The organism is Sphingomonas sp. (genome assembly GCF_035944535.1).
GTDB lineage: Bacteria > Pseudomonadota > Alphaproteobacteria > Sphingomonadales > Sphingomonadaceae > Sphingomonas_B.
Genome location: NZ_DASZBC010000003.1, coordinates 85,211 through 100,292, shown reverse-complemented (window position 1 = coordinate 100,292; position 15,082 = coordinate 85,211). Strand labels below are relative to the sequence as shown.

At 65.6% G+C, this 15,082-nt stretch carries 11 protein-coding genes and 3 pseudogenes; 11 read left to right on the top strand and 3 right to left on the bottom strand.

What is annotated here, in order from left to right; all coding sequences use genetic code 11:
• The first annotated feature begins 87 nt into the window (after nt 1–87).
• The 7 genes and pseudogenes from serS to VGT77_RS02340 all read left to right on the top strand — a co-directional run bounded on the left by serS (nt 88) and on the right by VGT77_RS02340 (nt 7,370).
• Nucleotides 88–1,356, top strand: a complete 1,269-nt coding sequence (gene serS / locus VGT77_RS02365) for a serine--tRNA ligase (protein WP_327459203.1) — start codon at nt 88–90, stop codon at nt 1,354–1,356.
• 36 nt (nt 1,357–1,392) lie between these two features.
• Nucleotides 1,393–2,001 (top strand): annotated as a pseudogene (locus tag VGT77_RS15580) (FG-GAP repeat domain-containing protein); the annotation flags it as partial.
• A gap of 435 nt (nt 2,002–2,436) precedes the next feature.
• A pseudogene (locus VGT77_RS15575) lies at nt 2,437–2,550 on the top strand (PEPxxWA-CTERM sorting domain-containing protein); the annotation flags it as partial.
• A gap of 42 nt (nt 2,551–2,592) precedes the next feature.
• Nucleotides 2,593–3,357, top strand: a complete 765-nt coding sequence (surE, locus tag VGT77_RS02355; protein ID WP_327459199.1) for a 5'/3'-nucleotidase SurE — start codon at nt 2,593–2,595, stop codon at nt 3,355–3,357.
• Between the two features lie 2 nt (nt 3,358–3,359).
• Complete coding sequence (locus tag VGT77_RS02350) at nt 3,360–4,382, top strand: potassium channel family protein (RefSeq protein WP_327459197.1); 1,023 nt, start codon at nt 3,360–3,362, stop codon at nt 4,380–4,382.
• Nucleotides 4,379–6,247, top strand: a complete 1,869-nt coding sequence (locus VGT77_RS02345; RefSeq protein ID WP_327459195.1) for a toll/interleukin-1 receptor domain-containing protein — start codon at nt 4,379–4,381, stop codon at nt 6,245–6,247. Before VGT77_RS02350 ends, VGT77_RS02345 begins: the two co-directional genes overlap by 4 nt.
• Before the next feature lie 55 nt (nt 6,248–6,302).
• On the top strand, nt 6,303–7,370 hold the full coding sequence (locus VGT77_RS02340) for a PEPxxWA-CTERM sorting domain-containing protein (protein WP_327459194.1): 1,068 nt from the start codon (nt 6,303–6,305) through the stop codon (nt 7,368–7,370).
• Here VGT77_RS02340 and VGT77_RS02335 read toward each other — a convergent pair.
• Complete coding sequence (locus tag VGT77_RS02335; RefSeq protein WP_327459192.1) at nt 7,367–9,133, bottom strand: tetratricopeptide repeat-containing protein; 1,767 nt, start codon at nt 9,131–9,133, stop codon at nt 7,367–7,369. The genes VGT77_RS02340 and VGT77_RS02335 overlap by 4 nt on opposite strands.
• Nucleotides 9,134–9,245: 112 nt before the next feature.
• Between VGT77_RS02335 and rimO the strand changes: the two genes are divergently transcribed.
• The 3 genes from rimO (at nt 9,246) to VGT77_RS02320 (ending at nt 12,115) form a co-directional block, all read left to right on the top strand.
• Entirely contained in the window at nt 9,246–10,583 is a 1,338-nt protein-coding gene (rimO, locus tag VGT77_RS02330; RefSeq protein WP_327459190.1) for a 30S ribosomal protein S12 methylthiotransferase RimO, read from the top strand.
• Nucleotides 10,584–10,646: 63 nt separating this feature from the next.
• Nucleotides 10,647–11,639 carry an alpha/beta hydrolase gene (locus VGT77_RS02325; protein WP_327459188.1) on the top strand — a complete coding sequence of 331 codons (993 nt, stop codon included), beginning with the start codon at nt 10,647–10,649 and terminating at the stop codon, nt 11,637–11,639.
• Nucleotides 11,636–12,115, top strand: a complete 480-nt coding sequence (locus VGT77_RS02320) for an RNA pyrophosphohydrolase (protein WP_327459186.1) — start codon at nt 11,636–11,638, stop codon at nt 12,113–12,115. Before VGT77_RS02325 ends, VGT77_RS02320 begins: the two co-directional genes overlap by 4 nt.
• A gap of 6 nt (nt 12,116–12,121) precedes the next feature.
• Here the strand turns inward: VGT77_RS02320 and VGT77_RS02315 are convergent, their stop codons facing one another.
• Both VGT77_RS02315 and hisI read right to left on the bottom strand, forming a co-directional pair.
• A complete protein-coding gene (locus VGT77_RS02315; protein WP_327459184.1) occupies nt 12,122–13,402 on the bottom strand; it encodes a M28 family metallopeptidase in 1,281 nt (426 codons plus the stop codon).
• Nucleotides 13,403–13,437: 35 nt separating this feature from the next.
• Nucleotides 13,438–13,833 carry a phosphoribosyl-AMP cyclohydrolase gene (gene hisI, locus VGT77_RS02310; protein ID WP_414713347.1) on the bottom strand — a complete coding sequence of 132 codons (396 nt, stop codon included), beginning with the start codon at nt 13,831–13,833 and terminating at the stop codon, nt 13,438–13,440.
• Nucleotides 13,834–13,977: 144 nt separating this feature from the next.
• Between hisI and VGT77_RS02305 the strand changes: the two are divergent.
• Nucleotides 13,978–15,081: pseudogene (locus VGT77_RS02305) on the top strand (NF038122 family metalloprotease); the annotation flags it as partial.
• Between the last annotated feature and the right edge of the window lies 1 nt (nt 15,082).

Here is a 15,082-nt window from a genome sequence, read left to right as displayed (position 1 = left end):
GCTAACCTCCATTGTCCGTTTGAACCTCTGAACGCCCGCCGCGGCGTCAGGGTTGCGCGCCTCCCCTGCCCCCGCTAGCCGCGCCCCATGCACGACATCCGCCTGATCCGCGACGACCCGCAAGCCTTCGACGCCGGCCTGGCGAGGCGCGGACTGGAGCCCTTGTCGGCCGCGCTGGTGTCGCTGGACGAGCGGCGCCGGGCGGCACAGACGGAACTGCAAGCCGCCCTCGCCCGCCGCAACGAAGCGTCCAAGGCGATCGGAAACGCCAAGGCCCAGAAGCGCGAAGAAGAGGCGATCGCCCTTCTGACGGAAGTATCGGCGCTGAAGACCCGCGTGCCGGAGCTGGAGGATGCTGCACGGGAAGCGGATACAGCCTTGGAGGCTAACCTCGCGGTCATCCCCAACCTGCCGGCGGCGGAGGTGCCAGACGGACTGGACGAGGACGCCAACCAGCAAGTCTCGCGCTGGGGCGAGCCGCGGCAGGGCGAGTGGCCGGAGCATGCTGATTTCGCGCCCGCGCTCGGGTTAGACTTTGAAAGCGCCGCGGCCATCGCCGGTGCGCGGTTCGCGTTTCTCAAGGGTGGCATCGCCCGGCTGCACCGCGCGATCGGGCAGTTCATGCTGGACAAGAACACCAGCGAATGGGGCTATACCGAGGTCAATGCGCCCGTGCTGGTGCGCGACGCGGCGATGTTCGGGACCACCCAACTACCGAAATTCGCAGAGGACAGCTTCCGCACGATCGACGATCGCTGGCTGATCCCCACGGCGGAAGTCAGCCTGACCAACCTGGCGCGCGAGAAGATCCTTGAAGAGAAGCAACTGCCGCTTCGCTTCACCGCGCTGACCCAGTGTTTCCGGGCAGAAGCCGGCGCGGCGGGACGGGACGCCAAGGGGCTGATCCGCCAACATCAGTTCGAGAAAGTCGAGCTGGTATCAATCACCGCGCCCGAAGCGTCCGAAGACGAGCATGAGCGAATGACGCGCGCGGCAGAATCGATCCTGGAAGCGCTGGAGCTCCCATACCGGCGGATGCTGCTCTGCGCGGGAGACATGGGCTTTTCCGCCCGCAAGACCTATGATCTCGAGGTCTGGCTGCCCGGCCAAAGCAAGTATCGCGAAATCTCCAGCTGCTCCAACTGCGGCGACTTCCAGGCTCGTCGCATGAATGCGCGCTTTCGTCGCGAAGGCGGCAAGCCCGAGTTCGTCCACACGCTCAACGGGTCGGCGCTGGCAGTCGGCCGCACCCTGGTCGCAGTGCTTGAAAACTATCAGGAAAAGGACGGATCGGTCCGTGTGCCCGAGGTCCTGCTCCCCTATATGGGCGGAGCGACGGCGCTCACACCCGGCTGAGGGCGGCTTCGCTAGGTGCCCCGGTTCGTGTTAATCATGAACCGCACAACAGGGGGTGCCATCATGAGCAAGACGTTGACAGTGTCCTTCGCCGCGGCCGCTGCCGCTGCGACACTTCTCCCGGCACTCGACCGCGCCGACGCCGCGACGGCCAAGGAGCCGCCCAAGACGAGCCATTTCAGGATGGCGCTCGGCGGCGGGGAGACCACTCTTCTTTACGACTCCACGGGTAAATTCCTAACCAGCCTGTCTCCCTTCGAACAAGCGGGTGGCGTCAATGTTGCCGCTGGCGACATCAACGGCGACGGCGTGGCGGACCTCGTCACGGGCCATGCCAGCGGCCCGCATGTCCGGGTGTTCGACGGGCGCACGCTCAAGCAGCATCTCGCCGTTGATCCGTTCGGCGCGGAGTTCAAGGGCGGCATCTCGGTGGCGGCCGGTGACGTCAACGGCGATGGCAAGGCCGACATCATCACCGGGGCCGGGCCGGGCGCCGGCCCTCATGTCCGTGTCTTCGACGGCAACGGCGCCACCACCCACGCGTTCGATGCGTTCGATGCCGAGTTCAAGGGTGGCGTGCGCGTCGCGACGGGAGACCTGAACGGCGACGGCGTCGCGGAACTGATCGTCACGGCTGCGGCGGGCGACGGCTCGGTGAGGCCGTTCGACGGTGCGACCGGCCGGGCACTCGGCTCCTTCACGCCATTCGGCGAGGACTATAAGGGCGGCATCAACCTCGCCGCTGGCAAGTTCCTCGGGCAGAATGCCTTGTTCGCGAGCAAGATCGCGGCAGGCGATGGGTCGGTGCGAGTGATCAGCCTCAGCCGCGGGGCCGAAGCGTTCGACTTCAAGCCGTTCGGCGACGACTATCAAGGCGAGCTCTCGCTCAGCTTCATCGCGGGAGCCAAGGGCGACTCGCTGGTGGTCGGGCAGAAGCAGGGCGGAACCGTCGGCATCTTCACGCTCTCCGCCCCAATCGCAGGCGACGGCCTGCTGGCGCCGGCGCCATTTTCGACCGGATTTTTCTTCAAACCGTTCGGCGAGAACTATAGCGGAGGCATTTCCGTTGCCGCATTTGGTTCAGCGGTGCCTGAACCGGCGAGCTGGGCGATGATGATCGGCGGCTTCGGGCTCGTCGGAGCGGCGTCGCGGCGGCGATTGCAGGCGCGCGGCGGGTCGGTTAACCCCGCCTGAGCGCCGTCCTTCCGCCGGCGCCACGGCCCAGCGGAGCGTAAAGTGCGTATTCTCCTGACCAACGATGACGGCATCAACGCCGCCGGCCTCAAGGTCCTGGAGCAGATCGCGCGCTGCTTTTCCGACGATATCTGGGTGGTCGCGCCGGCCGAGGAACAATCGGGCACCGGCCATTCGCTGACGCTCAGCCGTCCGATCCGCCTGCGCAAGCTGGGGGAGCGCCGCTTCTGCGTCACCGGCACGCCGACGGACAGCGTGATGATGGCGGTCGGGCATCTGATGAAGGAGCTTAAACCCGATCTGGTGCTATCCGGCGTCAACCGGGGCGCCAACCTGGCCGATGACATCACCTATTCGGGCACCGTCTCGGCGGCGATGGAAGGCGCGCTCGCCGGAGTGCGCGCGATCGCGATGAGCCAAGTCTATGCTCGCGAAGGCATGGGCGACACCGTGCCGTTCGACGCCGCCACCGCCTGGGGCGAGCGGGTGCTCCGCCCCCTGCTCGACGCGCCGTTCGAGCCGCGCACGCTCGTCAACATCAACTTCCCCGCCTTGGCCGCGGACCAGGTGAAGGGTATCCGCGTGGTCAGCCAGGGCTTTCACGATTACGGCCGCGCCCGCATCGATCAACGGACAGACCCCCGCGGCTATGACTATTTCTGGTTCGGGCTGAGGCCGATGGTGCATACGCCGGCCCACGCCACCGATATCGAGGCGGTGGCGGACGGCTTCATCTCCGTCACGCCGCTGCAGCTGGACCTGACGCATAGGCCGAGCCTCGCCATGCTCGAACAGGCCTATAGCTGAGCATGCGCGTTCCGCCGCAACGTCATTTGACCTTGCGGCGGCCATCCAGCACGCCCGTTTGGCTCCAGATCGGGTGGCGCATTCTGCTGGTGCTGGCGCTGATCGGGCTTGCCGTCGCCGTGCACTGGTTCGACCGCGACGGGCTGCGCGACAGCGCCGGCGGCGAGATCAGTCTGATTGACATCCTCTATTTCACGATGATCTCCGTCACGACCACCGGCTATGGCGATATCGTGCCGGTAACCGAGCAGGCGCGGATGTTCGACGCCTTTATCGTCACGCCCATCCGCATCTTCGTCGTGATGATCTTCTTCGGCACGGCCTATACGTTCGTGATCCGCCGCACTTGGGACAGATGGCGTATGAGCATCATTCAAAAGACGCTGACCGATCACACCGTCATCGCCGGCTTCGGCGTCACCGGGCGCGAGACGGCGGAGGAACTCATCGCCCGCGGCATGCCGGCGGAGCGGATCGTCGTGATGGACTGCCTCGCCGAAGCGGTGGCGGAAGCCGAGACGCTGGGCTGCACCGTCATTCAGGGCGACGCGACGCGCGACGCGACGCTGCAGGCGGTACGCATCAACCAGGCGAACGCACTGGTGGTGACTGCCGGCCGCGACGACACGGCGATCCTGATCACCCTTACCGCGCGGCACCTGGCGCCCAACTTGCGGATCAGCACGACCATCCGGGCCGAAGACAATGAACTGCTCGCCCGCCAGGCGGGAGCGACCACGGTCGTCAACCCCGTCAGCTTCGCCGGGTTGCTGCTCGCCGGATCATGCGAAGGCACGCACACCACCGAATACATCACCGATCTCGCCAGCGCGGCCGGCCATGTGCAGCTGGTGGAGCGTCCGATCGCCGCCGCCGAAGCGGGCGGGCCGCTATCCGCCCTGACGACCGGACTTGGCGTGCGGATCATCCGCGAGGGGCGGGACTTTGGCTTCTGGCAGCCCGAGGCGCAGCGGCTGGAGCCCGGCGACCGGATCGTCGAGATCGTCCCCGCAGTCTCGACATGACCCGCTTTTCGGCCTTCATCAGCTACAGCCATTCGGACCAGGCGGCGGCGCGCTGGCTGCACCAGGCGCTCGAGACGTTCCGGATGCCGCGCAGCCTGGTTGGAGCAGAGACCAGCTTCGGGCCGGTCCCGCGAAAGCTGCCGCCCGTCTTCCGCGATCGGGACGAGCTGCCGGCGAGCGGCGATCTGGGCGAGCATCTTCGGGCAGCACTGGCCGAGTCCCGCTTTCAGATCGTCCTGTGCAGCCCCCGCGCCGCCAAGTCGAAATGGGTCAATGAGGAAATCCTCACCTTCAAGCGCATCCATGGCGAGCATCGCACGCTGGCGCTGATCCTGTCCGGCGAGCCCTATGCCGGCGGCGACACCGAATGCTTCCCCGAAGCGCTGCGCTTCCATCTCGCCCCAGGCGGCTCGCTGTCCGACACACCGGCCGAGCCGATCGCAGCCGACATTCGCCCCGGCAAGGACGGCAAGCGGCTCGCACTGCTGAAGCTGATCGCCGGCATTGCCGATGTCCGGCTGGACGGGCTGGTGCGGCGCGACGCGGCGCGGCGGCAGCGCCAGATGATGTGGATCACGGGCGTGTCGCTGACCGTGATGGTGGTGACGATCGGCCTCGCCATCTACGCCGAAAGCCAGCGGCGGATCGCGGTCAGGCAGCAGCAGTTGGCCGATCGCAGCCTGGAGTTCCTGATCGGCACTTTCGCTATCGCCAATCCGGCGACTGACAACCCGCGAACCATCACGGCACTCACCATCCTGAACCGCGCCAGTCGGCGTGCGGGCGTAGAGCTGAAGACGGAGCCGGCGGTCAGCGGACGGCTGCTGCGCGCGACGGGCGAGATCTATTACAATCTCGGCCTGCTGAAGGAGGCGGAGCGCGATCTGCAATCGGCGCTCGCCCGCCAGCCCGAGGGCAGCGAAGAGCGCGCCCGGACCCTGCTCAAGCTTGCGACGGTCGCGTTCAAGCGCGGGGATCAGGCGCAGCTCCGACAAAGGATCGACGCCGCCGCCGCTTCTTACGACAAGAGCGCAGCCTATTCCGGCGAACTCGATGCAGAAGTGCTGGAGCAGCGCGGCATGGCGGAAGTGCTCGCCGGCCGATATGCCGAGTCGGCGCGCCTGCTTGGGGAAGCTGCAAAGCTGATCGCAAAGCTCCCCGGAGACCACCGCGAAGCGCTGGCCCGCGTGTCGATGGCACAGGCCCGTGCGCTTGTCCGGATCAAGCGGTTTGACGAGGCCGACCGGCTCTTCGGCCAAGCCGAGGCGAGCTACGCCGCCGCCTTTGGCACCAACGACGTCCGCACTGCCACTGCCTTTCAGAACCGCGCACTGGCCGATTTCGAGCGCGGCGAGCTCGACCGCGCGGCGGCCGGCATAAAGCGCGCTGTCTCCACCTATGACCGGGTGCTCGAAGGCGATCATCCGACCATCGGTGCTGCGTTGATCCTTCAAGGCCGCATCCGCACGGCTCAAGGCGATGCCGCAGGCGCCCTTCAGGCGCTCGACCGGGCACGTGCGCTCTATGCGCGCATCTATGGGGCGAACAATGCTGCGGTCGGAGACGCCGATTTTTATGCGGCCGAAGCGGAAGCCAAACGCGGCCGGACCGAGGCCGCCCTCGCACGGGTCGCGCGCACCAAGGTCATTTACGACGCCAATTACGGCCCGGACGACCCCGACCAGGTTGAGCTGCTCCTACTCCGCTCGCGAATTCTCGCCGCAGGAAAGCGGGCGAAAGAAGCCTCCTCCGCCTGCGCTGCTGCTTCCGCCCTCCAGCGCAAGCTGGACCGCTCCGCGCCCGCTCTTGTCTACAGGCGGGACAATTGTGTCGCAGCGCACAGCAGGGACGCGGCCTCTCTCTAGGAAGAGCTCCCGAAAAATGTTAACGAGTCGTTACTTGTGTAAGGGGGAGTCGAGTATGCGCAATCATCTACGCCTGTTGGCGGCTAGCTGTACGCCTGTCGTAGCGCTTTCGCTTCTTGGAGCCGCTCCGGCCGCCGCGGCCCTGCCCGGCATCAAGGAGACTGCGACCGTCCAGAACCAGTATGGCTTCGCCGCGGGTAGCGGCACGAGCTTCGTTCCGAAGATCGGAGGCGAGAAGGAAACCTTTTACGTCGCCGACACGCTGCCGACCGAAAGCTCGGAAGTTGGCGTCAACTACATCGGAACGGCCGATGTCGGCAACTTCTTCTTCCTGCACGACAATTATGCCGTCGGCGCGGGGACGACGTTCAGTGAGACCGTCATCACCTTCACTTTGACGAACGAGAATGACGGGCCGGTGGCATTACGGTTCGACTCGCTGATCACGCCTGGCCATATTGCCCATATTCGCGGAGGTGGCACGCAGCGGGGCTCGTTCGACTTTCGCGTCGTTCAATCCTTTGGCGTCGAATCTGACCCGATCACGCTCTACGCGGCTACTGGCGGGGTAAACTCAGACGGTGCCTATCTGAACACCGGCAATCTTGTGTTCAATGGTCTGACGGAAACCTTCGATCCTGACGAACGCTGGGAAGTGATCGACTGGAGCGCGACGGCTTTGAGCATCCCGCTGCTTCAAATCGCGGGGGGTCAGACCACCCAGATTTCGTATATTGCGAGCTATCAGACCTATACCGATGCGGTGTGCCAGGACGTGTTGGACTGCGCCGGGTTGCAGGTGGTGTTCGGCGATCCTCGCAATGATGGCGGCGTGAGCAATATCACCAGCCTCAGCGATTTCGGTCCGAACCTCGTGGACGAAGGCGTCTATCCGGTCATCGGCCGCAACTACGACGCATATCGTATCCCCTTCGCGTTCGTGCCCCTCGATGCGCCTCGACCGGAGCAGCCGGGCGGCGAAGGCCCGATCAAATATGGCGCGCTGTTCGATCCTCGCGCGCAGGCGGTACCTGAGCCTACTACCTGGGCGATGATGATCGGCGGCTTCGGCCTGATCGGCGGTGCGGCCCGGCGCCGGCGCGTGGTTACGGCGGCGGCCTAGAGAGCTTTGGTCGGCCGGCGCCTGAGCGCATAGAGCGGGTACTGGCCGAACCCCTTGGGCAGGTCGATCTTGCCCACATAGGTGGCGCTGAACTTCTCGGGCGCGGTGTTCGCCAATATCGCTGCCAGCGGCTGGCTGGCATAGACACTGCCTGGGGGGGTCAGCGGCTCCACTCTCGCCGCTCGCGAGATTTCGGTCCCGTAAAAGGCTTCGCGTCCGGTGATCGGGTCCGGGCCGAAATAGACCGGCCCGAAATGAAGGCTGACACGCATCTGCGTCGGCCGGTCCAAGCCCAGTTCGGCGGGAGACACGCTCAGCAGCGCTGCTTGAAGGGCCAAGCCCGCGTCGGCGGCGGCCTCGGCGGTGCTGAACACGCCGAACACGGCGTCGCCCCAGCTGTTGGTGAAATCCACATCCGGCGCGTGATCGGCGAAGACCCTGCCGGCGATCGTCATCACCCGCGCCCAGAAGAGCGGCAACTTGCCCTCGCTGATCCGCGTGAACCCGGGGAAGTCTGCGAACAACAGAGCCTTGAGCCGACGGTCTGGCGGCGACATGTCGCTGCTCTTGTAGCCGATCGAGCGGTCGAGCCCGGCCGAGTCTATTCGGATCGTCGTACCGCCGGTCCTTTGCCATTGATCCACGTCGTGCGCCGTCCCGGCTGCCGCTCCTGGACGAGGATTGCCGTCCCACAGGGCCAGTTGCACCGCCCGCGTGCCGAGATGCTGCGCCCGCAGCCGCGCCATGCCCATAGCGACCGTTGCGCCATAGCCGAACTGGGCCGGATCGTTCACGAAGTCCGCGAGGGTGGCGAAGTTGATGCCGGCCGCCCTTTCCCGAACCGAGTAATAGCGTTTCAGCCACTCATCACCGGCCGGCACCACCGAGTTGGCGATGAAGTCGCTTTCCCTGAACGGAAACACGAGGTTGAGCGTCGCGCCGCGATCGAGCAGCCGCTCGGCGATCAGGATGTCGGCGCCTGCGGCTAGGGCGCCATAGCCGAAGCCGATATTCGACTCGTCCAGGTGAGCGTCGATGAGTTCGGCGAGCCTCGCTTCCTTCTCCGCGTCCGCCCTGAAAATATGACCGGAGAAGGTAACGACCGCTGGCGGCGTCAGCCGCCTGATCACAGGCGCGAGCTTGTGGCCCTCGTGCCGATATCGGGCAAGCAACTCGAACTGCCTCAGTGTCGAGGAGCGCGCCCCGACATTGGCGCCCGGCAGAGTCAGCGCCCGATCGATGGCCGCCACGGCCTCGACTTCGCGGCCAAGCACCGCCAGCGCCTCGGCTTGGGTCGCGGCGCCATAATAGTCCTTGGGCTCAGCGACCGACGGCGCTCCCAGGGCAAAAAGCGCGAATTGACCTGCCCGCTCCAGATCGCCGGCGAGCAGGTTGAGCGTGGCCGCGTTGATCGCCGGAAACGGATCGCGGCTGCGCAAATAGACGTCCGCATAGGCTTCCGCCGCCCGCTTCAGCCCGGCATAGCCGCGTCCATCCTGCAGCGCATGATCTTTGAGCAGCCGTGCGCCCAGCGCCTGGCTGTCAACATCGTCGGCTGTCGAAAGCCCGCTCAGCTCATAGAGCCGCATAGCCTGCTCGGTCTCGCCCATCCGAGCCATGGCGAGCACGGCGATATAGGCCAGTTCGGGCGAGCTGCCGGTCGCGCCCTCGGGCCGCGCCAGATCATAGGCGGAAAGCAGGTCGCCGCGTTCGATCGCAGCCCTGGCGCGCTCGACCAGGCTCGCAGGCGATCCGCTCAACATCGACGCCCCCCACTCACCCCGGCATTTGAGCGGCTCCCGAGGCGCTTGGCAACCTTGATGGGCGAGCCACTGGCAAATCGCGCGCCGACGCACTATGTCGCCCGCCTTCCCAATGGCTACCGCACTCCCCACCCCGCCCAAGGTCGGCATGGTTTCGCTCGGCTGTCCGAAGAACCTGGTCGACAGCGAGCGCATCCTGACCAAGCTGCGGTCGGACGGCTATCAGATGTCGGCCGACTATGCGGGGGCCGATGTGGTGCTGGTCAATACCTGCGGCTTTCTCGACAGCGCCAAGGAAGAGAGCCTGGAAGCGATCGGCGAAGCCATCGCCGAGAATGGCCGGGTAATCGTCACGGGCTGCATGGGCAAGGAAGCGGAAGTGATCCGCGCCCGTTTCCCGCAGGTTCTCGCAGTCACCGGCGCGCATCAATATGAGCAGGTGGTCGACGCGGTGCACGAAGCGGCGCCGCCCATCCCCTCGCCTTTCCTGGATCTGGTGCCGGAAGCGGGGCTGAAGCTCACGCCCCGCCACTATAGCTATCTGAAGATCTCCGAAGGTTGCAACCACCGCTGCGCCTTCTGCATCATCCCGTCGCTGCGCGGCGACCTCGCCAGCCGGCGTCCGGATGCTATCCTGCGCGAGGCGGAAAAGCTGATTGCCGCGGGCACCCGTGAGCTGCTGGTGATCAGCCAGGACACGTCGGCCTATGGCGTCGACCTGCGCCACGCCGAGTGGAACTGGAAGGGCGCGCCCGTCCGTGCGCACATGACGGACCTGGCGCGCGAGCTCGGCAAGCTCGGCGCCTGGGTGCGGCTCCATTATGTCTATCCCTATCCGCATGTGGAGCAGGTCATCCCCTTGATGGCCGAGGGCCTGGTCACGCCCTATCTCGACATCCCCTTCCAGCATGCGGCGGCGAAGGTGCTGAAGGCGATGAAGCGGCCGGCGAACGACGCCAAGGTGCTGGAGCGGATCAAGGCCTGGCGGGCGATCTGCCCGGACCTCGCCATCCGCTCGAGCTTCGTGGTCGGCTTTCCAGGTGAGACGGAAGAGGATTTCCAGTATCTGCTGGACTGGCTCGACGAGGCCCAACTCGATCGTGTCGGCGCGTTCCGCTTCGAGCCGGTCGAGGGCGCGGCGGCCAACGCCCTTCCTGATCCCGTGCCCGACGAGGTGAAGGAAGAGCGCTACGCCCGTATCATGGAGCGGACCGCGGCGATCAGCGCGGCGCGGCTCCAGGCGAAGATCGGCCGCACCCTTCCCGTCATCATCGACGAGGTGGACGAGGAAGGCGGCGCGACTGGCCGTTCGCAGGCCGATGCGCCGGAGATCGACGGCAATGTCCTGCTCCGCGATGCCGGGGACCTGACGCAGGGGGACATCGTCTCCGTCCTGATCGAGGACGCCGACGAGCATGACCTCTTCGGAGTGCCACTCGCCGCGCGCTGAACCTTTCGCTCGGGTGACCTGCTGGCTATGGTTCCGGCAAACCAAAATGAGAGGAACCGTACGATGACGCAGCCCTATGTCCGCCCGGACGTGCAGATGTTCCTTGGTTTTCTGAACAACCTGCCCGGCCCCAAAATGCACCAGCTTGGCGCGCCGGAAGCACGCGCGCAAATGCTGGCCATGAAGGAGATCGCCGATCCGCCGGCAGGCGAACTGGCGATCAAGCGCGACCTGAAGTGCCGCGGCATTCCAGTGCGCCTCTACGATGCACGCGAGCGCCGCGAGCCCGGACCCGCGATGGTCTTCTTTCACGGCGGCGGCTTTGTCATCGGCGACCTGGAAACTCACGACAGTTTCTGCGCCGAAGCGGCGCGCGCGCTCGACCTGCCGGTCATTGCGGTGGATTACCGCCTCGCGCCCGAGCACCCCTTCCCGGCTGCTCCGGACGATTGCGAAGCAGCGGCGCGGTGGGTGGCTGACAGTCCTGCCGAGCTGGGCCTGAACGTCACCAGCCTCGTGCTGGCGGGCGACAGTGCGGGCGGCAATCTGACCATCGTCGTCACACAGCGGCTTCGGGACGAGCCGGCGAAGGTGCCCGTCATCGTGCAATGGCCAATTTATCCGGCCGTCGATGACGCCACCAAATACCAATCCTATCATGATTTCGGCGACGGTTACCTGCTGACCCAGGATGGAATGCGCTATTTCTACGAAGCCTATCGCGCCACTGAAGGCGATCTGCGCTCAGCTCCCATCCTGCACCGCCACGAGGGCACACCGCCGACGCTGGTCATCACCGCCAGCCTCGACCCGCTGCGCGACCAGGGCCGCGCCTATGCCGCCGAGCTGGTCAGGGCGGGTGTGCCGACCGTGTATCGCGAAGCGGTCGGTAACATCCATGGCTTCATCACGTTGCGCAAAGCCATCCCGTCCAGCGTCGGCGATGTCGCCGCCTGCTTCCGCATCCTGAAGGACTTGATCCTGGAAGCGGAGGCCGAGCTGACCATGGCAATCGCCGCGCGCGGCGCCGACACGTCCGCGGCCGCGGCGGAGTGAGCGACCTCCCCTACCGCCCCGCCGTGGGCGTGATGCTACTCAACGCCGAGAACAAGGTCTTCGTCGGGCAGCGGCTCGATAATGCCCTCGACGCTTGGCAGATGCCGCAAGGGGGCACTGATCCGGGTGAAAGCGCGGAAGAGGCCGCGCTGCGCGAGCTTGAGGAAGAAACGGGGATTGATCGCGACCTGGTCGAGATCGTCGCCAGGGCCTCGCGCGAGCTCGACTATGACTTGCCGGAGGAGCTGAAGGGCAAGGTCTGGGGCGGCAAGTATCGCGGCCAGCGCCAGACCTGGTTCCTCGCCCGGTTTCTGGGGCGGGACGAAGACGTGCATATCGACACGCCGAACCCGGAGTTCCGCGCCTGGAAATGGGCGGAGCCGTCGCAGCTGCCGGCAATGATCGTGCCCTTCAAGCAGCAGCTGTACCGCGCCGTGCTGGAGGAATTCGCCGATCACCTCCAGCTTTCGGAATAGGCACGCTTACTGCCGGGGCGCGGGCCCGGCGAAGCTCACCACGCTTTCCTGACCGCCCGCGCTCAGTGCGGACACGCCGAAGAAATGATGGTCGATGTTCACGCCGTCGAGCTTGATGCTCGTCGCATCGCCAGGAACGTCGCGGTGATCAGTCCAGTCGCCCGCATCCGCCTGACGCCAGTGAATGCGATAGCGGGCCGCACCTGCTGAAGGCTGCCAAGACACCGTCGTGTCGGCACTCAGCGCACCGGCGATCGTCACGCCCTCCGGCGCTCCGGGCGCGTTGGCCAGTTCTCGCGCAACGGCCATGTTCAGCGCAGTGACCTTCGCCAGATAGGGAAAGTCCATATACTGGATCGTGTCGCCGTAGAATTTGCCATTCTCGGTGCGCAGCGTCTGGTGTTGGTGGTCGTAATTCTCCGTCACTTCGCTGAAGCGCACCGCGGCGGGGATGCCCGCATTCAGAAAGGCGGTGTGGTCGCCGCCGCGTTGGAACCGGTCGGGCCGGCCCACCGCGATCACTTCGAGCCCGCGCTGCTGCCTGGCCACCCGCCGGATCGCCTTGGCCACTGCGCGCGATGGCGAGTCCATCTCACCGCCATTCGCACGCTGCGCCTTTAGCGTATCGAGATCGCCCGCCGCGGTAATGCCTTCGCTGAAAACGCGCACGCGCCGGTCGTCGCGCGCGCCGCCTGTACCGGTGGTGTTACCGACAATATCGTTGTTGAGGACGGCGGCGACTTTCCATCCGCGCTCCTTGGCAATCCGCGCTAGCAGCTGCCCGCCCCAGAGCCCTTGCTCTTCGCCAGACAGAGCGGCGTAGACGATAGTGCCCGCCAACTTCTCCTTCGAGAGGAGCCGCGCCGCCTCCATGACCAGCGCGACCCCTGATGCGTCGTCATTCGCACCGGGAGCGTCGGAGGTGAAATCCATCACGTCGGAGACGCGGCTGTCGATATGGCCCTGGACGATGACGACCCGTTCGGGGTCGGACGTGCCGCGCTGGATCGCGAGAACATTCTCGACCCGCACACCATTCGGCGCCCGCGGGCCGCTGAACTGGTCGCCGACCGTTTCGACGGTCAGGCAGCCGCCGCAAGCCTTGCCGAGCGCTTCGAACCGCCCTGCGGTCCAGCGCCGCGCCGCACCGATGCCGCGCTTCGGGTCGGTCGCGGAGGAGAGCGTGTGGCGAGTGCCGAAACTGACCAGCTTTTCGACGGTGGCGCGGAGCTGCGCCGGGTTCGGCTGCGCCGCGGCTGCCGATGCGAGCAGAAGAATATCGAGCATCAACAACTCCGTCCGGCTGAACCTACTCGACAGCGCTAGGGCAAAAGCGCTGCCGTGTCTCGCTCCAGCGATCCATCCGGGTTTACACGCCTATAGAAGCAACTCCGCTCCCCCGTGTGGCAGGCAGGGCCTGCGGGCTCCACGCGAAGCCACAGGGCATCCTGGTCGCAATCGACGCGCACTTCTCCGATTCGAAGCACGTTGCCGGACGTCTCACCCTTCTTCCAAAGCTGCCCGCGGCTGCGCGACCAGAAATGCGCCTCCCCCGTCGCCAGCGTGAGACGAAGCGCCTCCTCGTTCAGGTGCGCGACCATCAGCAACTCGCCGGTTCCGGCATCCGTCACCACGCCGGTGACCAGCCCGTTCGCATTCCATCTGGGCTGCAGTTGGCGGCCCTGTTCTCGCTCGTCCATGCCCACCGGATAACCCATTGGAGATCGTTTCGCACCTGTCCGAAAATGTGACATCGGCATGAAAAAAGCGTCTGGACGCAAGTATTTGTTAATCATAGGCGTTCGGGCCTGATCGATCCGGAGGGGTGTTTCGGATCGACTGTCTATTGGGGAAGGGGTTCCATGAAGAAACTTGTTCTCGCAGCGCTCTGCTGCGCGGCATCGGCTGTGCCTGCTATGGCGCAGCACGTCCACACTGCCAGCTGCAATCACCAGTTCACCGAGAACCAGGGCACGCTCAAGACCACTGGTCTGAACGCAGCCGCGAAGAGCGATGTCGTCGGTGGTGGCGGCATGAAGTTCATCCTGAACAATCTCGGCGGGGTCGAAGTCGGCACTGACGCACACAAGGGCTTCACCGCCGCGGCAGCGATCTTCTCGAAATATTTCACCGACGACATCACCATCCGCCTGGACGTGCGCTTTGCTCAGCTGAACCCGGGCGTGCTCGGCTCGACCGGCTCGACCACCAACAGCATCACCTATGCGGGCCTGAAGACGCTGCTGAACGCGGACAAGAAGTCAGTGTTCGACAATGCGGCCGTGGCTAGCCTCCAGAGCGGCGCTACCGTAGCTTTCGTCTCGAACGAGGATGGCAACTGCGTCACCAACGTGCCGACCTGCCAGGCGATCAGCGCGACGCGCCGGACGCTGGACAACGACAACACCGTCGACAATCTGAACATCAACATCAACACCGCGCAGGTGAAGGCGCTGGGTCTCAACCCGATGTACAACGCCAACAACCCGAACGGCCGCGACGGCACGGTGCAGTTCAGCAATCAGTTCGACTGGGACTTCGACCGCTCCGACGGCATCGCCGAAGGCAAGATCGACTTTGTTGGCGTTGCCGCGCACGAGATTGGCCACGCGCTTGGCTTCCGCTCGGGCGTCGATCTGGCGGACGTGAACGTCGGCGCAGCCGGTCTCGACGGCCTTGCCTGGGGCACCGTCCATGACTTGTTCCGTTACAAGAACTTCAACAGCAAGCAGACCCTCGACTGGTCCGTGTCGGGCGAGGCCTGCTATTCGATCAACGCGGGCCGGAACTGCCTCGCGCTGCTTTCGACCGGCCGCACCGTTGGCGATGGCCGCCAGGCGAGCCACTGGAAGGACGACCGCCTCACCAACAACCTAATCGGTCTGATGGACCCGACGGCGACCGGCTTTGATGGCACCCGTCCGTTCCAGGCCTTCACCAAGTTCGACGCGATCGCCTTCGACGCGA